We start from the raw sequence: 25,500 nt of genomic DNA, 5'->3' as shown, positions 1-25,500 counted from the left end.
CGAACAGACTCTCTTTACACCCGGCAGAGCATTCTTCTGCCGGGTGCTTACCAGTGTCTTAACGCTGTTGTAGTGCTGCCGTTTTCTCTTCCAGCGCTGTGCCGCCACCCATCACTTTGTACAGCGTAATCAGGTTGTTGAAATACTCCTGCTGCACGCTGACCAGCGAGGTTCTGGCCGTGTATAGCGTGCGCTGGGCATCAAGTACGTTCAGCCAGGTGTCCACGCCATTGCGGTAGCGCAGATCCGCCAGCCGGTAATACTCTTCGGACGCTTTGGTATTATTTTTCTGCGCGGTGAGTTGATCGTTAATCGTACCGCGACGCGCCAGCGCATCGGCCACTTCCTGGAAGGCCGTCTGCACCGATTTCTCATAGGCCGCTACGTAGTACTCCTTCTGCGCTTTGGTGTAGTTCAACTGCGAAATGTTATAGCCGCCGGTAAAGATGGGCAGCGAAATACTCGGCGAGAAGGACCACACTCCGGCACCGCGTTTAAACAGCGACGACAGATCGCTGCTTGCCGCGCCGCCGCTGGCGGTCAGCGAGATGCTCGGGAAGAAATTCGCCCGCGCTGCGCCAATACTGGCATTGGCCGATTTCAGATTATGCTCGGCTTCCAGCACGTCCGGACGATTAAGCAGCACGTCGGAAGAGATGCCCGCCGGGATCTCTTTGAACGCATTCGCCACCGCATCGATGTTTTCCGGGATCAGGTTATCCGGCACGGCCCGCCCAACCACCAGATCGAGGGCGTTTTTATCCTGCGCCACGCTGGTCTGGTATTTCGCCACATCGGCGAGCGCCGAATGGTACGTCGTGGCAGCGGAAGAGACATCCACCATTGACGCCGTGCCGTGACGAAGTTGGGTCTGGGTGACTTCCATCGATTGCCGCGCGCTTTCGGCAGTCTCTTTCGCAATCGCCAGATTGCTTTTATCTGCCGCCAACGTCAGCCAGTAATCCACCGTGTTGTAGAGCACCGTCAGGCGCGTGCTGCGCGCCCCTTCGACGGTACCCAGCCAGGTTTCATACTGCTCGCGCGTCAGGCTCTGGTTTTTGCCAAACAGATCCAGCTCAAACGAGCTGGTGCTGGCATCGCCTTCATAGCTGGAAGTGAGAGCGGTCTGATTCCCGGTGCCAGTGCTGCTGAGCGAGCGGGAACGGGTGCCGCTCAGCCCGGCATTAATGGTCGGGAAGAGATTAGAACGCTCTTCGCCATACTGCGCCCGCGCGGATTTCACGCTGGCAACCGCTTCCCGCAGGTCACGGCTGCTGTCGAGCGCCATCGCCACTACCTGGCGCAGGCGGGCATCGAGAATGTACTGCTGCCAGTCGATATCGCGATAGTTATTCCCCTGGGTGCCTTTCAGGGAAGCATAGGCCTCCCCGGCAGGAAGCTGGCCGCTGACCGGCGCGGTTGGCCTGTCATAGTGGGGATCCAGCGAAATACAGCCCGCTAACAGAAACGGTACGCATGCTGCCAAAAGTCTTGCTGACATCTTATTCTCCTGATTTTTCTGTCGTTTCGCGCACTGCTTTGTACTCCTCCGGCACGGATGGGAATACGCGTCTGACCAGCACGAAGAACATAGGAACAAGGAAAATGGCCAACAAGGTGGCGGTGATTGTCCCCCCGATAATCCCCGTCCCGATGGCGATTCGGCTGTTAGCGCCAGCGCCAGTTGAGATAGCCAGCGGCAGTACACCGGCGGTGAACGCCAGCGATGTCATGATGATCGGGCGTAAACGCGTGGTGGCCGCGTGAATCGCCGCCGCCACCAGGTTCTCGCCTCGCCGGTAGTTTTCCTCGGCGAATTCCACGATCAGGATCGCGTTCTTCGCCGACAGGCCGATGATGGTCAGCAGCGCCACCTGGAAGTAGACATCGTTCTCCAGCCCGCGCAGCGTGATGGCTAACAGGGAACCAAATACCCCGAGCGGAACCACCATCATGACGGAGAAGGGCACTGACCAGCTTTCATACAGCGCCGCCAGACAGAGGAAGACGACAATCAGCGAAATGCCATACAGCGACATCGCCTGGTTCCCGGACAGCCGTTCCTGGTAGGAGAGGTCGCTCCACGCATAGGTGGTGGCACCGGCTGGCAGGGCTTTTGCCAGTTTTTCCATCGTGTTCATCGCTTCCCCTGAACTGCTGCCAGGCGCGGATTGCCCCTGAATCTCATAGGAAGAGAGGCCGTTATAGCGGGAGAGTGCATCCGCCCCATAAATCCAGTGCGCAGAAGCAAACGACGAGAACGGCACCATGGTGCTGTTGCCATCGCTGTCGGTGCCGCGAACGAACCAGCTATCGATATCCTCCGGTTTACTGCGGAAGGCGGAATCCCCCTGGATGTAGACTTTTTTCACCCGTCCACGATCCGAGAAGTCATTCACATACGTTCCGCCGATGGCCGAACCGAGGGTGCTGTTGATATCGCTGACGGAGACCCCCAGCGACTGCGCTTTTACGTCATCCACATCGACCTGCACTTGCGGTAAGTCTGGCAGTGAGTTCGGGCGCACGCTGGAGAGCGTCGGATCCTTCGCTGCTTCGGCCAGCAACTGGTTACGCAGTTTCAGCAGTGTATCGCGGTCGGTGCCGCCGCGCGCCTGCAACTCAAAGGTGAAGCCGTTCGACTGGCCCAGGCCGCTTACTGACGGTGGCGTCAGCACGAAGATCTGCGCATCACGGATCGAGGAGAGGTTCATCATCGCCCGCTTCGCGATCGTATCGGCGCTGTTCTCTGCGCCTTTACGCAGATCCCAGTTTTTCAGCGCGATAAAGCCCACCCCGGCGTTCTGCCCGCTACCCGCAAAGCTGAAGCCATCGACCAGCATGCTGACGTTGACGTTATCTTTCTCTTTGGTCTGGAAGTATTTCTGGATCTCTTTACGCACTTCGAGGGTGCGGTTTTCCGTCGCACCGGGCGCCAGCGTGTACTGCACCATGATGTAGCCCTGGTCTTCGGTCGGCAGGAAGCCGGTCGGCAGACGCATATACATCACCGCGCAGCCGATCAACAGCACGCCGTACAGCGCCAGATAACGGCCCGGACCATGCAGGACTTTCGCCACGCGCTGGTGGTAACGCTCCTGTATTTTCTCGTAGCTGCGGTTGAACCAGCCGAAGAAACCTTTACCGGCATTTTCATGATTGTGCGGTTTCAGCAGCGTGGCGCACAGGGCAGGGGTGAGCGTTAACGCGATGATCACCGACAGCACCATTGACGAGACGATGGTGATGGAGAACTGGCGGTAAATCACCCCCGTGGAACCGCTGAAGAAGGTCATCGGCAGGAACACGGCGGAGAGCACCATGGCGATACCGATCAGCGCCGCCGTGATCTCCTTCATCGATTTTTCTGTCGCTTGCCGCGGCGGCAGCCCTTCCACCCGCATTACGCGCTCGACGTTTTCCACCACCACGATGGCGTCATCGACCAACAAGCCGATGGCGAGCACTATCCCGAACATCGTCAGGGTGTTGATGGAGTAGCCGAAGGCCGCCAGCACGCCGAAAGTCCCCAGCAGCACCACCGGCACGGCAATCGCCGGGATCAAGGTAGTGCGCAGGTTTTGCAGGAACAGGAACATCACCACCACCACAAGGGCGATCGCTTCGGCGAGGGTTTTCACCACTTCCTCAATGGAAATTTTGACGAAGTCGGTACTGTCGAGCGGATAGTCAATGGCGTAACCGGCAGGCATGCTGCTGCGGAATTCATTGATGGTGCTTTTTACCCGTTCTGCCGTGGATAACGCATTCGCGCCGGAGGCCAACTGAATGGCGATACCCGCAGCCGGGTGACCGTTGGCCAGCACGTTGGAACTGTAATCTTCGCTGCCCATTTCAACCCGGGCGACATCGCTTAAGCGGACAACGGAACCGTCGGTTTTGGTTTTCACCACAATATTGCGGAACTGTTCCGGCGTTTGCAGACGCGAACGTGAACGCACGGTGGCGACCAACTGTTGCTCACCGCTGGCCGGTTGCGCGCCTAACTGCCCGGATGAGACCTGGGTGTTCTGGTTTTCCAGCGCGGTTTCCACATCGGAAGGCATCAGCGAGTAAGCGGCCAGCTTGTTCGGGTCCATCCAGATACGCATGGCATATTCCGAACCAAACACCTGCACGCGACCCACGCCATTAACGCGCGCCAGCACATCTTCCATGTTACTGACCAGGTAGTCAGAGACATCCGAAGAGGTACTTTTGTTGGTCTTGTCATACAGCGCCATGACCAGCAGGAAGTCGCTTTGCGCTTTCTCCACGGTCACGCCTTGCGAGGTGACCGCATCCGGTAAGCGGCTTTCCGCCTGCTGGACTTTATTCTGCACCTGCACCTGCGCAATATCCGGGTCAGTACCCTGCTGGAAGGTGACGGTGATTCTGACCTGGCCCGTGGACGCGGTACTGGAGGAGGAGAAATAGAGCATGCCGTCCAGACCGGTCAGCTGCTGTTCAATCACCTGCGTTACGCTGCTTTCCAGGGTTGCCGCAGACGCACCGGTATAGGTGGCCGAGATCCTGACCTGCGGCGGCGCAACATCGGGGTACTGCGCAATCGGCAGGTTATTAATGCTGATAATGCCAAGCAGCATAATGACGATCGAGATGACCCAGGCAAAGACCGGGCGACGGATGAAAAACTGAGACAGCATGATTACTTCCCTCCGTTTCCATCACTGGATTCGGTAGCGCCGACTTCCACCGCTTTCACTGTCATGCCCGCCTGCACTTTGCTGGTGCCTTCGGTAATTAACCGGTCGCCGCTTTGTAGCCCGTTGGTGATCAGCCATTTATTGCCGATCACCCGGTCGGTAACCACCTCGCGGCTTTCCACTTTATTCTCTTTATTCACCACCAGCGCAGAGCCGTTGCCTTTGGCATCGCGTGTGATCCCTTGCTGCGGCGCAAGGATCGCTTCGCTGCGCACGCCGTTACTGACGGTGGCGCGCACAAACATGCCCGGCAGTAAATCGTGTTCCGGGTTCGGGAAGACGGCGCGCAGCGTTACGCTGCCGGTGGACTCATCAACCGAGACTTCGGTCAGCTCCAGTTTACCGGGATGCTGATACTGGCTGCCGTCTTCCAGCGTCACGGTAACGGGAACCGTATTGTCGCTGCTCTGCAACTGCTGTTTTTTCAGTTTCAGCAGTTGCGTGCTCGATTGCGTCAAATCGACGTAAATCGGATCAAGCGTGCGGATGGTTGCCAGCGCCGTGGTCTGGCTGGCGGTGACCAGCGCGCCAGGCGTAACGGAGGAAATACCAATGCGCCCGGAAATCGGTGCTCTGACTTTGGTGTAACCGAGGTTGATTTTGGCGCTTTCCACGGCGGCGCGATACTGCGCGACGGAAGCTACGTTTTGTTTGTAGGTGGCCATGGCGTCGTCCGCATCCTGACGTGATACGCCATTCTCTTTCACCAGCGCGGCATAACGCTCGGCTTTCAGTTTGCTGCTGTTAACAATCGCCATGGCATTCTGCAACTGGGCGACGGCTTCATCGTAGCTTGCCTGGTAGGTTGCCGGGTCAATCTCGTATAACACCTGGCCCGCGACAACATCGTCTCCTTCTTTAAATAACCGTTTCTTGATGATGCCTTCGACTTGTGGGCGAACATCAGAAACCATGGTACCAGTGACGCGCCCTGTCAGGTCACTGAATAGTGTTACCGGTTCGGCCTTCAGCGTGACCACGCCAACCTGGGTTGTCATCGCACCTGCATTCGTTTCCGGTTTTTGGTCGCAGGCGACAATCAGACATGCCAGCACGGCCACCATTATTCTTTTCAATGCCATTTGCAAACCTCAGTAATGAACGTTCATTCTCATGCCGGAGGATAGCAAACAGAAGGCGAAAAAATATACGAGGAAAAGTGAAGATATAAAGGATATTTTCTTACAGGCGGATACGTTTAAGGTGCTAAACCCATGAAAATAGTGCGTGAAATTTCGAATGAAAGGCGAAGCCGCGTTCAGCGGCCAGCGAGAAAATGCGGCGCAGCGCACGCCGCAAAGGGCGTTATTCGAGATCGCGGAAGTTGCCGAGCCGGTAGCCGCGTTCGGCAATCGCGTATTTCAGCGATAGCGAGGTCAGCACCTCCAGCTCGGTTAAACGCGGGTAGCAATAGCTGCTCTGGCGGATGATGTTATCGATAAACGCCGGGTGGCACATCATCTCCAGCGAATCCTCGCCGCGCGCGGTTGAAGCATCCAGCTCCTGCAAAAAGAGTGCGTCAGAAATCGCCTCTCCATAAAAACCGCTGCTGAAACCCTCTGTACTGCGAAGCCCAACCGGCAAATCGCTGGCGGGTAATCGCGCCGGGCAATCGAGTCGCAACGGCAGCCCGCGCGCGGCGGCAAACTGCGCCACAATCGGCAAGATCTGCGGGATCATATGCACATGATGATGGCTGTCCAGATGCGTCGGTTGGCGGCCAAAAAGCGCGACAAAACGCTGGTACTGGCTTTCAAGTTCTTCGGCGATTTCTGCGCGCGGTAGCGTATCGGCTTCGGCCATTTGCCAGAGCCATTTCCCCAGTTCGCCCTGCCGGGCAAGGGAGGGCATTGGCGTTAAAGGCTGGCCCAGCGTCAGTACAAAGTGCATGCCTACCGCAAGAGCGGGCCATTCACGGCTCAGCTGCGCCGCATGCGCAATCGGTGCGCCGTTGACCAGCGCGGTCGTGGATGTCACCACGCCGTGACGAAAGCTCTCGACAATGCCGTAGTTTTGCCCTTTGCTGAGGCCAAAATCATCCGCGTTAACAATTAATAAGCGCTCCATAGCCATCCCTTAATGCTGTGACGCTTTCAGTTTGCCGATGCAGCCTGCAAAGTTGGGCAGCCACTTTTCATGCGCCAGCAGCATTTCACGCGCCAGCCGTTCCGCATCGCTATCCGAATGCACCAGCGGGCTGAGATTGAGCGCCAGCAGCACATCGTTAAACTCACCGCTCAGCGCCGCCTTGCTGGCCGCCACTTCGAAACCTTTAATGGTGTGAATCAGCCCAAGCACTTTTTCGTCAAACTGCGTCACGCGCGGATGGGGCGTCGCGCCGTTGCGCCCGAGAATGCAGGTCATCTCGACCGCCCACTCCGGCGGGATATTTTTTATGTGCCCGCGATGCGGGATGTTCACATAGTGTTCGGCCTGCTTATCGTTATAGATGGCGTTGATCACTTCACAGGCGGCATCGGAGTAGTACGCGCCGCCGCGCTGCTCCAGCTCCTTCGGCTTCTCTTTGAGCGCCGGATCTTTATAAAGCTCAAACAGTTGCTTCTCAACCTGCTGCACCACCTGCGCCCGCGCGCCGCCTTTGTAATATTCGCCCATCTCAATTGCCAGCATCTCTTTCTGCTTGAAGTAGTAGAGCAGGTAAGAGCAGGGCAGCAGATTGAGCGCGCGGATTAACCCTTCGCTAAACGGCAGGTCGAAAATGTTCTTCACCGTCGAGGCTTTCAGCCTGCCGGACGCGACGCCGTCGAGCAGTTCGGCAAAGCGCGAGGTGCCGTTGACCAGCACATCTTTGATAAACACCATATGGTTGAGGCCAAACAGATCGATCGCCAGCGCGTCGCTGTCGGCAAGGTTCAGCACATCGCGGATAAACATTTTCATGCCGATGGGAATATTGCATACGCCAATAAAACGTTTAAAACCGGTATGGCGATAAACGGCTTCGGTGACCATTCCGGCCGGATTGGTGAAATTGATAACCCACGCGTTCGGGCAAATCGCTTCCACATCGTTAATAATGTCGAAAATCACCGGAATGGTGCGTAGCCCTTTAAACAAACCGCCCGCGCCGTTAGTCTCCTGCCCCAGATAACCGTGGCTGAGCGGAATGCGCTCATCAAGTTCGCGCGCTTTCAACTGGCCGACGCGCAATTGTGTGGTGACAAAATCCGCGCCCTGCAATGCTTCCCGGCGGTTCAGTGTTTTATAGACTTTCAGCGGTACACCCGCTTTTTCCACCATGCGCTGGCAGAGAGCAAAAATAATATCCAGCTTTTCTTGCCCCTCTTCGACATCAACCAGCCATAATTCAGAAACCGGTAATTCATGGTAGCGCTTAATAAAACCTTCCAGTAATTCCGGGGTGTAACTGCTCCCGCCGCCAATAGTGACGACTTTTAATTTCTGGCTCATAAATTCTCCCTTGAATTCGGTCATGAATGACGGCGGGCAATAAAAAACACCCGTCACCGTTACTGATTGATTTCCGTTAATCGCTTGCGATAGTTATTGGGCGTAAATGAGGTCATTTTTTTGAAGGTTTTAATAAACAAGCTGGGGCTGCTGTAGCCGGCCTCCCAGGCAATATCCGTCACCGAATAGTTGGTCATTTCCAGCTGCTTTTTCGCAAAATCGATGCGGATTTCATTAATAATCTGCATCGGTGTTTTGCGGTAATAGCGGCGGGTGGCGCGGGTCAGATACTCCTGGGATTTGCCCGCCAACTGGATCATATTTTCCAGCGCATTTTCGCCAAACTGCGTTTTATCATGCATCGTTTCGACGGTGCTTTTCAGCCACTGCGGAACGTCATCCATGACCGGCTCTTCACGGTAGTGGCGCAGCCGGTTAATCACGTAGAAGGTGACGGCTTCGATAAATTCATCCAGCCCGTTTTCGCGAAAATTCAGCGAGGCGATAACCGTTTCGACATAGGCCATGAAAGCATGGCTGGTGCGATAGGCCTGCGAAGCGACAAAGCAGAAGGGCAGCAGCGCCAGATAGTGCTGTTCAAAGAACGGCTTGCTGATGCCGACATTCAGAATGCGCGTCGCGCCGAACGCGTAAAAACTCTGGTGGTGCGAGCCGAGCGGGATAAACACAAAATCGCCGCGCTCCAGCAGCACGCGTTTCCCGTTGATCACCTGGTAGTAACGGCCGGTGAGAACCAGCGTAAATTCATAGTAATCATGCTGATGCAACCCGCTCGCACTCTCGGTTTTGTTATAGATAAACACGTGGAAATTTTTACCGTTGAAGAGCTGCTGCTCGCGAACCGTTTTAATTCCCTGCGTGTTGATCTGTGGCTGCATGGTTAACTCCTTACGCGTTTTACATCGGGCGGTGGCTTAAGGATAAGCGCACTTACCTCAAGCCACCGCCCAGGCTTCAGAACTTCAGCGCCGCGGCGATATCTTCTTCGCTCTCTTCCTGATCAATCACGTTCTGCGCTTTGTTGGCGACCACCACAAAAGGCAGATACACCAGCGTGGCAATCACTAAGTTGAAGAGTGCGAGCAGTAGCGCGGCGATACTGCCGTTGGTATTGAAAAAAGCACCCAGCCCGGTTGGCATCGTCCACGGTGCGATGTTGGTAATGGGTGGAATAATGCCGCTGTAATAGGCCAGCAGGGTGATGGCAGCGAGGATCGGCTGCACCAGAATAAACGGGATAAACATCACCGGGTTCATGATAATCGGCAGGCCGAACAGAATCGGTTCGTTAATCTGGAACAGGCCGGAAGGCAGCGCCAGTTTTGCCACCTGGCGGTAATCCGCCCGCCGGGAGGCGAAGAAGATGGCGATAATCAACCCGAGCGTCGCGCCGCTGCCGCCCAGAAAGATGTAGGAATCCAGCATCGGTTTGGCCCAGACATGGAACGTCTTGCCAGCGGCCAGCGCCGCATCGACGGAGCCGTACTGCTGGTAAACAGCGATATTTTCCAGCGCCCACGGCGTCATAATGCCGCTGTCCAGCGCGGTCAGCGCCAGCGAACCGTGAATACCAAAGAACCACAGCAGCGGCACAAACAGCACGTACACCCAGCCGACAATACTGCCGAGCGACGCCAGCGGCGTGGAGATGGTATCCATAATCAGTTGGTGGAAGTTGGTGCCGAAATGCGTCAGCGCCCAGGCGACAATGCCCATCAGCGACAGAATAATAAAGCCGGGGATCAGCGCGGAAAACGAACGCGACACCGAAGCGGGCACGCTCTCCGGCAAGGTAATCACCCAGTTGCGCCGCACAATAAAGGTAAACAATTCGGCGACCACCAGGCCAATAATCATCCCGGAAATAATATTCGCCCCGCCTAACCAGTTTGCGCCAACGGCATACGCTTCACCGACGCTATAAGGTGTGACGGTCATAAAAGCGGCAATGGATAATAATCCGGCGGCCAGCGCATCGACTTTGCGTTCTTCCGCCAGCGCCATACCAATAAAGAACGGCGCCATTAACGACATAATGCCCAGCGTGCCGTTATAGACGTTGCCGCCAATGCCTTTTAAACCGTTGAGCGTTTCAATGGTCGAGGCATCCAGGCGAATGCCTAACGAATAGAAAAACGATCCTTCGCCAAAACTTAAAAATACGTTATTAATTAATACAAACATCGCGCCCGCGAGCGTTAATGGCATTAAACGAATAAAGCCATTTTTAATCGCATTAACGTGAGGCTGCTTTCCTAATTTAACCGCAAAAGGCAGAAGTATCTTTTCAAGTGAAGCAATCGCATTACTCATAGAAAAATACCCTTAAATACCGCAATAGATTATTGCGGCGCAGTGTGAGGGAATAACTCAGTAATAAGAGAATTTAATGATTGGCGGCGGCTTGTTTAATGGCGGCGACGGCCGCTTTCAGCACGCCCAGACCATCGACTTTGCCGTACAGCAGCGAGTCGATCACTTCGACCGGTTTATTCGGCAGCAACTGTTGAATGTCCGCTAACTTCCACGCAATTTGCGGGCCGAGCAATACCACATCCGCCTGCGGCCCTTTTTCTGCGGCCAGAGACTCAGAAAATGCTTCAATAATGACCGGTACTTCATATTTTTCCGCCTGCGCACGCATCTTTGACACCAGCAGCGACGTTGACATACCCGCTGAACAAAACAGATAAATACGTTTTTTTTCCATCATGCGCCCCTCAATGTGCGATTCTCTGTCGGCCAGATCCGATGCAGGCTGCGTTAAGGCTTCCTGCAATGGCTGCCCCGCGAAGCGGGAGGACTTTTTTCTGTATCCAAAACAAGTATACGGCACGCGTCTGGCTTAGGATATTTCTCAACTTGCCAAAATTGTCTGTGGTTGACCTGGCGCTATGTTCATCTTCACAGTTTGAGGAATTAGCGGGTGGGAAATTTGCGACAGGGGAAGTGCAGGAAAGAAATTCAATACCCGCGGAAACATGTTGATGGGGAAAAACCCCCGCACCGGCGCGCGGGGGCGAGGATCAGAAGTCGTAGCGCAGACGCACGATATTCATATCGCTCAGGTTGTCGGTGCTGGAGGTGAATACGTGTTCGTAATCGACACGGAAACCATAATCCAGCTGGAAAGTCACACCGACGCCGTTATCAATACGCTGATAATCGCGGCCAGTGGTGTATTGCAAACGGTCGCCCATCACGTACGGCTGAACATATTTAAGCGCGTACTGGCCCACCGGGATTTTATAACCGGCAAAGTATTCAATCCCCCACGCATCGCCCGCGAAGTAGTTTTGCACGTCGGATTTTTTGGTCAGCAGGAAGTTCTGATACCAGCCGCCGCCGAAGGAGAAGGTCCAGTTATCCGGCGTCCAGCTCAGCGCGGTACCGAGGATGTTCTGATCGTAGGTTTTGCTGTCGTCCGTTGACGGCAGGCGCATTTCCGCACGGGTGTAGTTCCACGCTGTACCCCATGTCAGGGTGTCGGTCAGGTGATAATCGAGGCCCAGCGAACCGCCGCCTTTACGTTTGTAACGCGTGCCGTTGCCCGGCAGATAGTCGGAATCATCAAACAGGTAAGAGGCATAAATATCCGCGTCGCCAACGGTTTTCTTATATTTTAGCATATTACGTGAGCGATAAGAGCCGTCGTAGTCGCCGTTGATACCGTTGCCCGGCGCCTGGGCCTTCATGTCATAATCCCAGATATCGGTTTTCGCACCTACGACATCGTAATAAATACTGTTCTGCTGACCGTAGGTGAGCGTGCCCCAGGTTTTACTTTTCAGCCCGGTGTAAAGCATACGGCGGGTGGTATTCCGCGTGCCTTCGGCATAGTGATTATCCCAGTCAAAAAGCGCCGGAATGTTCACGCCGAGTTCGTAATAGTTAATCCAGCTAATATCATCGAAAAGATAATAATCGGAAGCGAAACGAAAACGGGTACCGCCATCATAGCCGTTACGTTTGTACGAGCCTTTGTCGCTGTTGCCCATGGCGTTATCGAACTGCGGGCGGATAGACCCCCCGACGGTAAAGTTCAGACGGCTCAGCGGGTCGTCGGCCTGCGGATCCTGTTTCAGGAGAGTAATTTCTGCCTGCGCTGCGAAAGACATCAATGCCACTGCTGCACCGATCGAGGCTGTCAGCATTTTTAATTTAGTATTCATTTATTTTTTCCTCGGGAACGCTACTCACTACTAGCGCGGGCATAGTAATTTCCAAATATGACAGTTCTGTTTCCAGAATTAGAGATTTGTGCGCTTAATTTATTTAAATGTATATAAACGTAACGCCTGGTTTCTGTTTTTTATATTTGTCTGAATACATGTCTGGCGGTAATTTTTCTCGCTTTAAAGCAAAAAAGCTCGTTTTGCTAATAATGATATACGCCCATACGAAAAGGCACAGATTGTTAAGCGTTTTGCTCCTGACTGAGAGTAAAACGTGCGGACAATAATGAGATCCGGTAGTACTAACGCGCTTGAAATATCTTACCGAACAGTCATGTTCGGTTTTTTTTTGCCTGAATAATTGACTTCACGGAACGGACGATTTTTCGCTTTGCCCATATTTTATTATTCCTGTTTATTGATAACGTTAAATTTCTCCGGCAAAGCGCTTAACTTTACGTTTTAAAAACGTGAAGCCGGAGCGTTGGCTTGCGTGGCCTGGACGAGCAATAAATGGTAAATTAATACTAAACCGTTCAGTTAATTATCGAGGTTATATTGCGAACACTCACCGAAGAGCGGCGTCAGGCTATTATCCAGGCAGCCGTGGAAGTTTTTCAGGAGCAGGGGTACGAGCGCACGTCAATGAACGAAGTCGCGCGCCGCGTCGGCGGCTCTAAAGCCACGCTGTATAACTATTTTGCGTCAAAAGAAGAACTCTTTGCGGCGGTGGTCAGAACCTTCAGCACGCAATTTCTCACCCAGGCCGCGGCGGAACTCGCCAGCACTGAAAGCCAGCCCTTGTCGCTGGAAGAAAAGCTTACGCGGTTTGGCACCAGCATGTTGCAGGTGCTTACTGGCAGCAACCCGGCGCTGCAACTCTACCGCATTGTGGTGGGGGAAGCGGGGCATTCGGATATCGGCACCTTATTCCGTGAATCCGGTATCCGTGAAAGTATGGAAACGCTGGCGCGGGTAATGGGCGACGCCGTGCAAAAAGGCGAACTGCGCGATGCCGAACCCATGCTGCTTGCCAGCCAGTTTACCGCGCTGGTAAAAGCGGAAACCGATGCGCTGCTGCTGAAGCGTGAAATCCCGCTGTTTAGCCGCGAACAGATCGGCGCGATGGTGACCCGCGCCGTCCGTCTGTTCCTTTACGGCGCTGCCGCTGCCTGACGACATGCGGCGGATGACGGGTAACCGGCATTCGCCCATGCCGACTGCGTATCGGCAATCTCCCCGGCGAGCTGCGCCACCAGCGTCTGCCAGCGAAGGAAAAGCTGTTGGCTATCCGCTGGCGGTTTCGCCGTCAGCACACTTTTACACACCATGCTCACGCGTTCGCCGCGCGCTTTTGTCGCTAAACGCCAGTCGGCCTCCAGCGTAAGACGCTGCCCCGGCCAGGTATCAAAGCGGCGAATCTGCACGGCTATCCGCACCACCGGCTGGTTTTCCCCGCCGGGCAGCCCGGCGACATCCTGTGTGTTCAGCCGCGCGGTAATGCCTGCCGACAACGCGCTACGCAACTCCTCATCCAGCGGGCTGAGCCAGCGATCGTTTTCCAGCCGCGCCATGCTGCTTTCCCCCTGACGGACCACGATCTGTTGCAAATCCAGTGATTGCGGAACGCCCACCGGCACCATATCAATCAAATACGGCGCGGCATGCGGCGCTGTCATCACCGGCGCGGAAGAGAGCAGGGTGTGATAGCGAACCTGCGGCGGCGTACAGCCGCTTAAGGTGAGCGCCATCAACACCAGCGCGTAGCTGCGTAACATCATTTGTCTGTCGCCTGTAAAAGATCCGGCTCGGCGGGCTTGCCGGTGAGCAGGGATTGCGGGTTGCGCTCCAGTTGATCTGAAAGGCCGCGCAACGATTTCAGCGTGCGGCTGGCCTGCGTTAACGCGCCGAGAAGGTTGATCACCAGCGGAGAATCGTCGGCCAGCAGATCCTGGATCGTGCGGGTCGTCACCGTTGTCTGCGCCAGTAAACGATTTGCCGCAGGCAGGGTTTGCCCGTTGACGCTACGCAACGCGGCATTCAGTTCCAGCAGCGTCGTGTTCAGGTTGTTACCAAGAGATTCGAGCGGCAGCTTATCCACTTTGCCGACAATGCTGGCAACCTGCTGCTGTATCTCATCCATACCGCCATTAATCGTGGGAATGCGCAGCGGCTGCGCATGAATATCAAAAGGCGCGGCGGGCGCATCGGGGACGAAATCGATCGAAATAAAGAGCTGGCCGGTGAGCAGATTGCCGGTAGAAGCTTGCGCCCGCAGCCCGCGCGCCACCAGTTCACGGGTAAACAGCGCCGTTGCCTGTTGCAGATCCCCGTTATGGCGCGGCAGTTTATCCAGCACATTGCCGAGCCGCGACGGGTAGACATTGATATCCACCATCGTCGGAAAAAAGTGCTGATTGGTATCGTAATCAAGATTAATGGCCTTCACGCGGCCAATCACCACGCTGGAAAATGTTACCGGCGCGCCGACAGCCAGCCCGTGCAGCGAGTGCTCAAAACGCAGGCGGAAAGCAACTGGATCGCCATCGGCAGGCGCCATTGCTGAGGTTTCATCGGCGGCAAGCGTGTAGGTCGCCGGTGTGTGACGCACATCTGACTGCAAACTCTCCGGCGTCGAAAAAGCGATGCCGCCGCTGAGAATTGTCGCCACGGTGCCGGTGCGCAGGCGAATGCCGTCGGTTCCGGCAGATAAATCAATGCCGCTGGCATTCCAGAAGCGGGTGTTTGCCGTCACCAGATGATCGTAGGGCGCTTCAATAAACACGCTGAGCCGCACGCCTTGGCCATCGCCGCGCAGATACCAGGAGGTCACTTTCCCGACCTGCACTTTGCGGTAGTAAACGGGCGAGCCGCTATCCAGCGAACCTAAATCCTCCGCATCGACAATAAACTGGCTGCCGGGCGTATCGCTGATCACCGGCGGCGGGTTTTCCAGACCAACAAATTCACTGCGCGGCTGAGGGTTTTTACCTTTATCGACATCGATATAAGCGCCGGAAATCAGCGTATCAATCCCGCTGACGCCGCTCATACCGACGCGTGGGCGCACCACCCAAAAGCGGGAATCAACGCGGGCGAGATCGGCAGCGCTGCGGTTGAGTTTCACATGCACCAGCACCCGATCGTCGCCGGGGCTGAGGGTGATATCGCTGACCGTGCCGATGGTGACATCTTTAAATTTCACCACTGTTTTCCCGGCTTCGAGGCTGGCGGCACTGCGAAACGAGAGCGTCAGCTCCGGCCCGGCATCAAGGCGGCTTTGCAGCAATACGGTGATAGTAATCGCCAGCGCGAGGCCGGGGATCAGCCATATCAGGGCGTTACGCCAGAACAGTTGCAGCATTTTCGCGTTGAAGAATCGCATCATTGCGCGGTTTTCCAGATCAAACGGGGATCAAAACTCAGTACCGACAGCATTGTCAGCACGACCACCAGCGCGAAAAACAGGATCCCGACGCGCGGTTCGATACTGGCAAGATCGTGAAATTGCACCAGCCCGCTTACCACCACGACCACCACGACATCCAGCATGGACCAGTAACCGGTCCATTCCAGCAGATGATAGAGCAGCGTGCGCTGGCGGCGGCTTTGCAAAACGCCGCGACGGGTGCTGAGCAGCAGGAAGATCATGACGACAAATTTCATTGCCGGGATGGCGACGCTGGCGATAAAAATGATCGCCGCAATGCCCGGCGCGCCGTTATTCCAGAATGCAAGAATCCCCGAAAACAGCGTGTTCTCCATGTTGTAGCCGACAATGTGTGTGCGGGTGACGGGCAGCAGGTTGGCCGGAATGTATAACATCATCGCCGCCAGCAGTAAGGCCCGGCAGGCGGACGTAGACGGCGCGATGTCCTCTGTTAACGCTGTCTGGCAGCGCGGGCAACGCACGATGGCGCTGCGGCAAACCAGCCCACAACGGCGGCAGCCGTGCAGAGGTTCAGCCATTTTGCGCTCCGGGTTCACTGAGAGGAAAACGCTGCCAGTAGCGGCGCGGATCCTGGTGTGTCAGCACGAGGCAGATAAGCACGGTGACTGCCAGCGCCCAGCCGCCAGGGCCAGCTGACACCGTAAACTGATCCGACAGTTTTACCGCCGAGACCGCAAACCCCAGTAGCGCCACGTCCGTCATGCACCACGGGCGGATCCAGCGCAGGATCGTCATCGCGGTGATGAACTGCGGGCCGGGGATCCTTTCCCGGCCTGGCAGTAAGATCCGCACCAGCAGCAGAAGCTGGATCAGCGGCAGAGCGATCAGCAGGCATGCCACGCCGATCGCCAGCCCCGGCATGCCACTCTTGCCGGCGATATCGCTCACGGTTTGCCACAGCGAAACGGCATTGTGCATGCCGTAAGCATTGATACTCATCACCGGGCTAAAACAGGCCGCGACCAGGGTGATTAACGCGGTCAGCGTCAGTGGCAGCAGCAGCCGGTACGGCACCAGGCTGCTGCGCCAGACAACGCAGCGGCAGCGCGGGCAAATAACGGTCTGATTCGCCGGGTTCCGGGCAAGATGCCCGCACACCGGACAGGTTATCAGATGGGGTTCTGTGTTCATCTGGCACTTCCGGCTACTTAAGCATGTCCGCCAGTTCATCGGCGCCTTTATCAATTCCCACTTCGGCCGCGCTGAGCGAACCGATGGTCGCAGAGACGTTCATGGCGTTGGGATACTGTTTGGCGACGTAAGCCAGCAGTAACTGATCGGTTGTCGCATCGTAAAGCTCAACCGCGTAATTGACGTAGCCGCTCATCATGCCTTGTCCGCCGCGAATCGACTGCACAATGTTGTAGGGGCCACCGGCCAGATCGAACTTGGTGACAGTGCCGACAACCTGCGGCGTGGTATCGGCCCCGGTCAGCGTCAGTTTCAGGCGCAGCGTGTCTGCGGCGGGAGTATTCACCTGATGAAAACGCGGCTGCAATGCCTGCTGGAATTTTTGCTGCATATAGGTTGCCAGCGCCTGTTTATCGGGCTGCGGCATATCATCAAACTGGCTATCCGGGCCGCTGTAGATCGTCACCGGATCAATCATCACGCTGCTGTATTTGCTCCAGTCCACCGCTTTGCTGTAGCGGTACGGAATACGCGCCGCGTTATCGCCGGTGTTCGGCGTCAATTGTGCCGCAGAGCGCAGCCCGGCGTAGCGTAGCGGCTCGCTGCCGGAACAGCCCACCATTAACGTTGTCAGTACCAGCAGCGCTGGCGGTATTCCTCTGGAGATTCTTTTCATCACATCAACCCTTTATTCACGTTAATAATGGAAACGCATGGTTTTGTTAATACTAAACTAAACTGTACGGTTTAGTATTGTGGAGATGAATGAATAATGTCAAGAAATTGTTTAGTAGCGTGAATATTTCATTTTCAGACAGCGGTATCGATAACGCACCGATACCGCTCAGGACACTCAGCGGTTAAAGACGCTGCGCCCAATCTCCCTTGCCTGTTGCACAGCCGTTACGCGATGCTGCCTTGTGGGCGATGCTCGGTGCGGCGGAAGGGGTGTCATGGGCGGCGGTGCAGGGTGCAATCACCGAAGCGCAAGCTAAAGAGGAGCTGAAAGCGGTGACTATGACGATGGTGCAGGCCAGCGTATAAGGCGGGCTTTTCGTCCTGGCGCGTTGCTTGCATTAACCCGGCATGACTTCCGGGGAGCACGCGCATGATTGCCAACTCATCAACCACCATCCGTTTTTTACTGGCATCACGCCAGTGTGAGCTGAACAGCCTGCGTTATCTGCTGCAACGCGGTGAGCTGGTAGGCAAAATCAGCCAACTGGTGCATATGCTGCAACGCGAGCGCGGCACCTCGAATATGTTTCTTTGCGCGGCCGAAGGGCAGTTTGCCGATGAGCTTTCCCTGCGCGAGCGCGACGTTGCCGGGGCGCAGGCACCGCTGCTGGCGCAACTCGACACGCTGGAGAGCCAGATTGCCGCCAGCCCGCAGGCCAGCCGCCTGTTCAGCCATGTTGCCAGCGTGATCTACGCGCTCAGCTTGCTGCCCGCGCTGCGCCAGCAAATCCGCCAGCGCAAACTGCCGCTGCCGCAGGCGATGAGCTTCTTTAACGACATCATTCGCCATTTGCTGTCGCTGGTGTTTGAACTCACCGATACCGCCGCCGAACCGGACATCTCCCGCGCGCTGATCGCCATGTTCAGCTTTATGCAGGGGAAAGAGTTTGCCGGGCAGGAGCGGGCCATTGCCGCTGCCGCCTTTGCCGCCGGGCAATTCAGCGAAGAAACCCGGCAAAAGCTGCTCGATCTGATTGAGCGCCAGGAGCGCTGCTTCTCCACCTTTACCGATTTTGCCGATGAGCAGCACCGGCTGCGCTGGCAGCAGATGCAGACCGACAGCCAGTTTGAGCGCCTGCGGCGCATTGCCTGTACCGGGCGTGAAGGATTTGCCGCGGACAGCGGTTTACGCTGGTTTGCGCTTGCCACGCAACGCATTGATGCGATGAAAATTGAGGAAGATGCACTGGCACAAACGCTGATGGCGCACTGCCGCGCGCGCATTGCCGCCGCTGAACAGGCCAGCCATCAGCAACAGGCCGATATCGAAAGCCTGATGCCGCAGCCGGAAGAGGAAGAGAGCCGCTATTCGGTGTTTATCGACAATCACGGCTGGCTGGAGAGCGGTAGCGTGCGCCCACAGCTCGGGCGTTCACTGTTAACGCTGGTGCAGCAGCAGTCGCGCCGCTTACAGGCGCTGGATACCGAACTGGCGGCGTTGCGGGAAACGCTCAACGAACGCAAACAGATTGAGCGTGCCAAAAGCCTGCTGATGCAGCACCGCCAGCTCAGCGAAGAAGAGGCCTATAAAACCCTGCGCAGCATGGCAATGAATCAGAACAAAAAGCTGGTGGAGATAGCCGGTGCAATGCTGGCGGTCGCGGATGTTTTTCCTCTACCCCCTAAGGAGTAGATGCACATCCGGGGTGCGAAAGGTGCTCTCCGGCAGTGCGAAAACGAGCCTGACAAACGGGCGAATTTTGCGCAAAGCGTTAAATTCCGCCGGTTGAAGCGTGATTACGCATTCTGGCACAGCCCTTGCTTTATCCATTGAGAAATTAATTAAGACGCACTATCGGCCAACGGCGGTCGGTGCCGCGTCAACCGGACAACGGCGTCCATAAGCGTGCAGCTTTGCACAGGCTTATGGACGCCGTTTTTTTTTGCATCCGCAACGGTGAGCAAGAGGGTGGCAATGAGCGATGGCAACAAAAGTATGACGGTTTCCCGTCGGCAGTTTTTACTGGGCAGCGCGGCGCTGGGCAGCAGCCTGCTACTGCCGGGGGCACTCAATCGCGCATGGGCCGCAGGCTCGGATGCGCCGGAACTGAGCGAAATCCGGGTCGGTTTTATCCCGCTGACGGATTGCGCCTCGGTGGTGATGGCCGCCGTTAAAGGCTTCGACAAAAAATATGGCATCACCATTGTACCGAGCAAAGAAGCCAGTTGGGCGGCGGTACGCGACAAGCTGGTTTCCGGCGAACTGAACGCCTCGCACATTCTCTATGGCCAGCTTTACGGCCTGCAAATGGGGCTTTCCGGGCCGCAAACCGAGATGGCGGCGCTGATGACCATCAACCAGAACGGGCAGGGGATCACGCTGGCGAACCAGCTGCATGAGGCGGGCGTTAATGACTTGGCCACGCTGCAAAAACATATCGCCGCCAGCCCGGCCGGTACCTACACCTTCGCCCAGACCTTTCCCACCGGCACGCACGCCATGTGGCTCAACTACTGGCTGGCAAGCGCAGGCATCAATCCACTCACTGACATTCGCAGCGTAGTCGTGCCGCCGCCGCAAATGGTGATGAACATGAAGATTGGCAACATGGTCGGCTACTGCGTGGGCGAACCGTGGAACCAGCGCGCCATCAGCGATGGCATCGGTTTTACCGCTGCCACCACCCAGGATATCTGGCCGGATCATCCGGAAAAAGTGCTCGGTACCCGCGCGGACTGGGTAGCCAAAAACCCCAACAGCGCCCGCGCGCTGACCGCCGCCATTCTTGAGGCTTCGCGCTGGATTGACGCCTCCGACGATAACCGCCGCGAAACGGCGCGGGTCATCGCCGGGCGCGCTTACCTCAACACCAAAGAGGAAACCATTCTTGGGCGCATGCTCGGCCAGTACGAAAACGGCCTGGGCAAAAGCTGGAAGGATGAGCACGCAATGCGCTTCTTCCACGACGGCTCCGTCAACTATCCGTGGCTCTCCGACGGCATGTGGTTCCTCACCCAGCATAAACGCTGGGGGCTGCTCACCAGCGATCCGGATTACCTCGGCGTCGCCCGCAAGGTTAACCGCATCGACATCTACAAACAGGCTGCTGCGGCGGTCGGTAACGTCCCGCTGCCGGGCAGCGACATGCGCAGCAGCGTCCTGATCGATGGCATTCGCTGGGATGGCAGCAACCCTGCCGCCTATGCCAGCGGCTTTAGCGTAAAGAAATAGGAGGTCGCTTATGAAAAACCAGGCGCAGATTATCCCCCTTCCTCGCGAAGAGACGGCGCAGCCGCGTGTGGCAGCCGAGATCGTAACGCTGCCCACCAAGCCGGTGGCGCGCCGTTCACCGCTGTTACGCCCGCTGATGGAACGCGTACTGCCGGGGCTGCTCGGGATTGGCCTGCTGGTCTGCCTGTGGCAGGTGGCGGCGCTCAACAGTAAAAACTTCCCCACGCCGTGGCAAACCTGGCAGGCGGCGCTGGCGATCTTTGCCGACCCGTTTTATATCGCCGGGCCGAACGATCAGGGCATTGGCTGGAACGTGCTGGCCTCGTTGCAGCGCGTGGCGGTCGGTTTTGGCCTCGCGGCGCTGGTCGGCATTCCGGCGGGTTTTTTGATTGGCCGCTTCCGGTTTGTCGCCAATATGCTCAACCCGCTGATCTCGCTGCTGCGCCCGGTCAGCCCGTTGGCCTGGCTGCCGATTGGTTTGCTGCTGTTTCAGCGCGCTGAACCGGCCTCCAGCTGGACGATTTTTATCTGCTCGATCTGGCCGATGATCCTCAACACCGCCGAAGGCGTGCGGCAGATCCCGCAGGATTACCTGAACGTGGCGCGGGTGCTGAAGCTTTCGGAGTTCGCCATCATGCGCAAAATCCTGCTGCCCGCCGCGCTGCCCGGCATTCTCACCGGCATGCGTTTATCCATTGGCATTGCCTGGCTGGTGATTGTGGCGGCAGAAATGCTGACCGGCGGCATCGGTATTGGCTTCTGGATCTGGAACGAGTGGAACAACCTCAATGTGCAAAACATCATTATCGCCATCGTGGTGATTGGCGTGATCGGCCTGCTGCTGGAGCAGGGGCTGATGTGGATTGCCAGCCGTTTTAACTACACCAGCCGCTAAGGAGGCCATGATGCGTACCCATCCGATTATTCAGATTCAGCAGGTCAGCCAGCGCTTCAACACCCGCAGCGGCGAGTTTCTCGCGCTGGATAACGTCAGCTTTGATATCCACGCCGGTGAAACCCTGAGCCTGATTGGCCACTCCGGCTGCGGGAAATCAACGCTGTTAAACCTGATTGCCGGTCTGACACGGCCGACCAGCGGCGGCCTGCTGTGTAATAACCGCGAAATCGACGGCCCAGGGCCGGAGCGCGGCGTGGTGTTTCAGAACCACTCGCTGCTGCCGTGGCTCACCACCTATGACAACGTGGCGCTGGCCGTTCGCCAGGTTTTTCGCGGTGAAATGAGCAAAGCCGAAATGCACGAGTGGATTATGCACAATCTCGACCTGGTGCAGATGAGCCACGCCTGGAACAAGCGCCCGCACGAAATCTCCGGCGGCATGAAGCAGCGCGTCGGCATTGCCCGCGCGCTGTCGATGAAACCCGCCGTGTTGCTGATGGACGAACCCTTTGGCGCGCTGGACGCCTTAACCCGCGCCCATTTGCAGGATGCGGTGATGGAGATCCAGCAGCGCCTGCGCACCACCATTGTGCTGATCACCCATGACGTTGACGAAGCGGTGCTGCTCTCCGATCGGGTGATGATGATGACCAACGGCCCGGCGGCAACGGTCGGCGAAATCATGGACGTGGCACTGGAGCGCCCACGTTCGCGCGTGGCGCTGGCGGATGACGCGCAGTATCAGCGCTACCGCCAGCAGGTTCTGCAATTTTTGTACGAGAAACAGCCGAAAGCGGCCTGATCTCCGTCACTCGTTCGATAAGGATTCAGATGATGAAAAAGCCGGTTTTAGCCGTCATTGGGCACGGCATGGTCAGCCACTATTTTCTGCAACAGTTGGTGGAACGCGAGCTGCATCAGCACTACGACATCGTGGTGTTCGGCGAAGAGCGCCTGCCTGCTTATGACCGCGTCCACCTATCGGAATACTTTGCCGGGCGCAGCGCCGAATCGCTCTCGCTGGTCAGCGACGGTTTTTTTGCCGACAGTGGCATCACTCTGCGCAGCGGCTGCAAAATTGTCGCTATCGACCGCGAACGTCGCTGTTTGCGCGACGAACAGGGCGCAGAAACGCATTACGACACGCTGGTGCTCGCCACCGGTTCTTACGCCTTCGTGCCGCCGATCAGCGGCAATAACCGACCTGGCTGCCTGGTTTACCGCACGCTGGACGATCTGGACGCTATCGCCGCGCAGGCGAAAAATGCCAAACGCGGCGTGGTGATCGGCGGCGGATTGTTGGGGCTGGAAGCGGCCAACGCGCTGCGTCAGTTAGGGCTGGAAACCCACGTGGTGGAGTTTGCCCCGCGCCTGATGGCGGTACAGCTTGATGAAGGCGGCGCGATGATGCTGCAACGCAAGATCGAAGCCCTTGGCGTGCAGGTGCACACCCGCAAAGAGACACGGGAAATCGTTGATGGCGAGCAGGCGCTGCATCGTCTCTGCTTTGCCGACGGTAGCTGGCTGGAGACCGATCTGCTGCTCTTCTCGGCCGGTATTCGCCCGCGCGATGAGCTGGCGGAAAGCGCGCAACTGCAAAAAGGGCCGCGCGGCGGCATTGTGATTGATGACCAGTGTCGCACTTCCGACGAGGCGATTTTCGCCATTGGCGAGTGCGCATTGTGGAACGGGCAGATTTTCGGCCTTGTGGCGCCCGGTTACCAGATGGCGCGCAGCGTGGCGGACACGCTGGCGGCGCGCGACACGCCATTTACCGGTGCGGACATGAGCACCAAACTGAAGCTGCTCGGCGTTGAAGTGGCGTCGCTCGGCGATGCGCACGGTAGAACGGAAGGCTGCCAGAGCTATCAGTGGACCGATGGCCCGCGTGAAATCTACAAGAAAATTGTCGTCTCCGCTGACGGCAAACGGCTGCTCGGCGCGGTATTGATTGGCGACAGCGCGGATTACAGCATGCTGCTGCAAATGATGCTCAACGGTATGGCGCTGCCCGCGCAGCCGGAAACGCTGATTTTACCCGCCCGTTCCGGCGATGCGCCGAAAGGCCTCGGCGTGGCGGCGCTGGCGGCCAGCGCGCAAATCTGCTCCTGTCACAATGTCAGCAAAGGCGATATTGCGGCGGCGGTCGCCAGCGGCTGCAGCGAACTGGGGGCGATAAAAAGCTGCACCAAAGCCGGAACCGGCTGCGGCGGCTGCGTACCGTTGCTGAAACAGGTGATGGAGCACGAGCTGCAACAGCTTGGCGTCGAGGTGAAAAAAGATCTCTGCGAGCACTTTGCCTGGTCGCGCCAGGAGCTGTATCACCTGATCCGCCTGCATGAAATTCGCAGCTTCGATGAACTGATTAGCCGCTTTGGCAAGGGACACGGTTGTGAAGTGTGCAAACCGCTGGTCGGCTCTTTGCTGGCTTCCTGCTGGAATGATTACCTGCTCAAACCGCAGCATCTGCCGTTGCAGGATACCAACGACCGCTTCTTCGCCAATATCCAGAAAGATGGCACTTACTCGGTGGTGCCGCGCATTCCGGCGGGCGAAATCACGCCGCAAGGTTTGATCGCTATTGGCGAAGTGGCACAGCGTTACAACCTCTACACCAAAATCACCGGCGGCCAGCGGGTGGATCTGTTTGGCGCGCGGCTGGAGCAACTGCCGGCGATCTGGGAGAGGCTGATCGCCGCCGGGTTTGAAACCGGCCACGCCTACGGCAAATCCCTGCGCACGGTGAAATCCTGCGTCGGTTCAACCTGGTGCCGCTACGGCGTGCAGGACTCGACCGGCATGGCGATCACCCTTGAGAACCGCTACAAGGGGCTGCGCTCGCCGCACAAAATCAAAATGGCCGTTTCCGGCTGCACCCGCGAATGCGCCGAAGCGCAGGGCAAAGACATTGGCGTGATCGCCACCGATAAAGGCTGGAACCTGTATGTCTGCGGCAATGGCGGCATGAAGCCGCGCCATGCGGACTTGTTCGCCAGCGATCTCGACAGCGAGGCGCTGATCCGCACCATCGATCGCGTGTTGATGTTCTATATCCGCACCGCCGATCGCCTGCAACGTACCAGCACCTGGCTCGACAATATGGAAGGCGGGCTTGCGTACTTACAACAGGTGATCCTGCACGACAGCCTGGAGATTGGCGCGGAGCTGGAGCGTGAAATGCAGCAGGTAGTGGACGCTTACCAGTGCGAGTGGAAAACCACGCTCGATAGCGCGGAAAACCGTCTGCTGTTCCGCGGCTTCCTCAACAGCGATCGCCCGGATGAAGCGGTGGTGATGGTGCCGGAGCGCGGGCAGATCCGCCCGGCCAGAAACGAGGAAAAAACCGCACAAGCGACAACGCTGCCGCTGGCCGAAGCCGAATGGGTTCATGTTGGCGCGGTGGCGGATATTCCGGCCAACAGCGGGGTGGCTGCGCGTCTTGGGCAGCAGCAGATTGCGCTGTTCCATCTGCCTGCAAGCGAGGCGCAGATTTTCGCGCTGGACAACCGCGAGCCGGGCAGCGAAGCCAATGTGCTGGCGCGCGGTCTGGTGGGTGATAAAGAGGGCGAGCCGATGGTGATTTCGCCGCTCTACAAACAGCGTTTCCGGCTGTGCGACGGCGTCAGCCTCGACGATGCCACGCTGCGGGTGCGCGTCTGGCCGGTCAACATTATCGACGGGCATATCTGGGTTCATCATCAGCCGCTGAGCACGAGCACTTTCCCGGCGATTGCCGAAGCGTCATAAGCCGCAAC

Annotated in this window: 21 protein-coding genes; 7 read left to right on the top strand and 14 right to left on the bottom strand. The window is 57.1% G+C overall.

Translation table 11 applies throughout. The features are described 5' to 3' along the window. Nucleotides 1-58 precede the first annotated feature (58 nt). The 9 genes from C0557_RS20065 to C0557_RS20025 all read right to left on the bottom strand — a co-directional run bounded on the left by C0557_RS20065 (nt 59) and on the right by C0557_RS20025 (nt 12,352). The gene (locus tag C0557_RS20065) at nt 59-1,501 is read right to left on the bottom strand and encodes an efflux transporter outer membrane subunit (RefSeq protein WP_208660483.1); all 1,443 of its coding nucleotides are present in this window, start codon (nt 1,499-1,501) and stop codon (nt 59-61) included. Nucleotide 1,502: 1 nt separating this feature from the next. Then, entirely contained in the window at nt 1,503-4,667 is a 3,165-nt protein-coding gene (locus tag C0557_RS20060; protein WP_208660481.1) for an efflux RND transporter permease subunit, read from the bottom strand. A gap of 2 nt (nt 4,668-4,669) precedes the next feature. Then, nucleotides 4,670-5,809, bottom strand: a complete 1,140-nt coding sequence (locus C0557_RS20055) for an efflux RND transporter periplasmic adaptor subunit (RefSeq protein ID WP_208660479.1) — start codon at nt 5,807-5,809, stop codon at nt 4,670-4,672. Nucleotides 5,810-6,032: 223 nt separating this feature from the next. Continuing rightward, entirely contained in the window at nt 6,033-6,794 is a 762-nt protein-coding gene (gene chbG / locus C0557_RS20050; protein WP_208660476.1) for a chitin disaccharide deacetylase, read from the bottom strand. A 9-nt stretch (nt 6,795-6,803) separates the two neighbouring features. Further along, on the bottom strand, nt 6,804-8,159 hold the full coding sequence (locus tag C0557_RS20045) for a 6-phospho-beta-glucosidase (protein WP_208660474.1): 1,356 nt from the start codon (nt 8,157-8,159) through the stop codon (nt 6,804-6,806). A 59-nt stretch (nt 8,160-8,218) separates the two neighbouring features. Beyond that, complete coding sequence (gene chbR / locus C0557_RS20040) at nt 8,219-9,058, bottom strand: transcriptional regulator ChbR (RefSeq protein WP_074773306.1); 840 nt, start codon at nt 9,056-9,058, stop codon at nt 8,219-8,221. Between the two features lie 76 nt (nt 9,059-9,134). Then, on the bottom strand, nt 9,135-10,493 hold the full coding sequence (gene chbC / locus C0557_RS20035; RefSeq protein WP_208660472.1) for a PTS N,N'-diacetylchitobiose transporter subunit IIC: 1,359 nt from the start codon (nt 10,491-10,493) through the stop codon (nt 9,135-9,137). Nucleotides 10,494-10,566: 73 nt separating this feature from the next. After that, a complete protein-coding gene (locus C0557_RS20030; RefSeq protein ID WP_074773312.1) occupies nt 10,567-10,890 on the bottom strand; it encodes a PTS sugar transporter subunit IIB in 324 nt (107 codons plus the stop codon). 316 nt (nt 10,891-11,206) lie between these two features. Then, entirely contained in the window at nt 11,207-12,352 is a 1,146-nt protein-coding gene (locus C0557_RS20025) for a porin (protein WP_208660470.1), read from the bottom strand. Between the two features lie 561 nt (nt 12,353-12,913). On the opposite strand from C0557_RS20025, the gene C0557_RS20020 reads away from it, so the two are divergent. Then, nucleotides 12,914-13,531: a TetR/AcrR family transcriptional regulator gene (locus tag C0557_RS20020; RefSeq protein ID WP_208660468.1), complete on the top strand. Its 618-nt coding sequence runs from the start codon at nt 12,914-12,916 to the stop codon at nt 13,529-13,531. Here the strand turns inward: C0557_RS20020 and C0557_RS20015 are convergent. Genes C0557_RS20015 through C0557_RS19995 form a run of 5 tightly spaced genes read right to left on the bottom strand, consistent with a single transcriptional unit; the run spans nt 13,510 to nt 17,613 of the window. Then, a complete protein-coding gene (locus C0557_RS20015) occupies nt 13,510-14,136 on the bottom strand; it encodes a membrane integrity-associated transporter subunit PqiC (RefSeq protein ID WP_208660466.1) in 627 nt (208 codons plus the stop codon). The genes C0557_RS20020 and C0557_RS20015 overlap by 22 nt on opposite strands. Further along, entirely contained in the window at nt 14,133-15,743 is a 1,611-nt protein-coding gene (locus C0557_RS20010; RefSeq protein ID WP_208660464.1) for an intermembrane transport protein PqiB, read from the bottom strand. The genes C0557_RS20015 and C0557_RS20010 overlap by 4 nt, the downstream gene beginning before the upstream one ends. Continuing rightward, the gene (locus tag C0557_RS20005; RefSeq protein ID WP_208660461.1) at nt 15,740-16,324 is read right to left on the bottom strand and encodes a paraquat-inducible protein A; all 585 of its coding nucleotides are present in this window, start codon (nt 16,322-16,324) and stop codon (nt 15,740-15,742) included. Before C0557_RS20005 ends, C0557_RS20010 begins: the two co-directional genes overlap by 4 nt. Continuing rightward, nucleotides 16,317-16,937 carry a paraquat-inducible protein A gene (locus tag C0557_RS20000; protein WP_208660459.1) on the bottom strand — a complete coding sequence of 207 codons (621 nt, stop codon included), beginning with the start codon at nt 16,935-16,937 and terminating at the stop codon, nt 16,317-16,319. The genes C0557_RS20005 and C0557_RS20000 overlap by 8 nt, the downstream gene beginning before the upstream one ends. A gap of 13 nt (nt 16,938-16,950) precedes the next feature. Further along, complete coding sequence (locus C0557_RS19995; protein ID WP_208660457.1) at nt 16,951-17,613, bottom strand: DUF3313 domain-containing protein; 663 nt, start codon at nt 17,611-17,613, stop codon at nt 16,951-16,953. A 209-nt stretch (nt 17,614-17,822) separates the two neighbouring features. Between C0557_RS19995 and C0557_RS19990 the strand changes: the two genes are divergently transcribed. The 6 genes from C0557_RS19990 (at nt 17,823) to nirB (ending at nt 25,492) form a co-directional block, all read left to right on the top strand. After that, nucleotides 17,823-17,981, top strand: coding sequence for a hypothetical protein (locus tag C0557_RS19990; protein WP_371813213.1), 159 nt, complete (start codon nt 17,823-17,825; stop codon nt 17,979-17,981). Nucleotides 17,982-18,045: 64 nt separating this feature from the next. Further along, nucleotides 18,046-19,308 carry a nitrate regulatory protein gene (locus tag C0557_RS19985; protein ID WP_208660455.1) on the top strand — a complete coding sequence of 421 codons (1,263 nt, stop codon included), beginning with the start codon at nt 18,046-18,048 and terminating at the stop codon, nt 19,306-19,308. 282 nt (nt 19,309-19,590) lie between these two features. Next, nucleotides 19,591-20,847 carry a CmpA/NrtA family ABC transporter substrate-binding protein gene (locus C0557_RS19980; RefSeq protein ID WP_074773326.1) on the top strand — a complete coding sequence of 419 codons (1,257 nt, stop codon included), beginning with the start codon at nt 19,591-19,593 and terminating at the stop codon, nt 20,845-20,847. A 10-nt stretch (nt 20,848-20,857) separates the two neighbouring features. Continuing rightward, complete coding sequence (gene ntrB, locus C0557_RS19975; protein ID WP_074773329.1) at nt 20,858-21,742, top strand: nitrate ABC transporter permease; 885 nt, start codon at nt 20,858-20,860, stop codon at nt 21,740-21,742. 10 nt (nt 21,743-21,752) lie between these two features. Next, a complete protein-coding gene (locus C0557_RS19970; RefSeq protein ID WP_208663058.1) occupies nt 21,753-22,547 on the top strand; it encodes an ABC transporter ATP-binding protein in 795 nt (264 codons plus the stop codon). A 32-nt stretch (nt 22,548-22,579) separates the two neighbouring features. Then, nucleotides 22,580-25,492 (top strand): nitrite reductase large subunit NirB, encoded by a 2,913-nt coding sequence (gene nirB / locus C0557_RS19965; protein ID WP_208663056.1) that lies wholly within the window; start codon nt 22,580-22,582, stop codon nt 25,490-25,492. Nucleotides 25,493-25,500: the final 8 nt, after the last annotated feature.

Origin of the sequence: Kosakonia sp. MUSA4, from assembly GCF_013085925.1 — a bacterium.
Lineage (GTDB): Bacteria > Pseudomonadota > Gammaproteobacteria > Enterobacterales > Enterobacteriaceae > Kosakonia > Kosakonia sacchari_B.
This window is presented reverse-complemented; position numbering and strand designations above follow the sequence as displayed.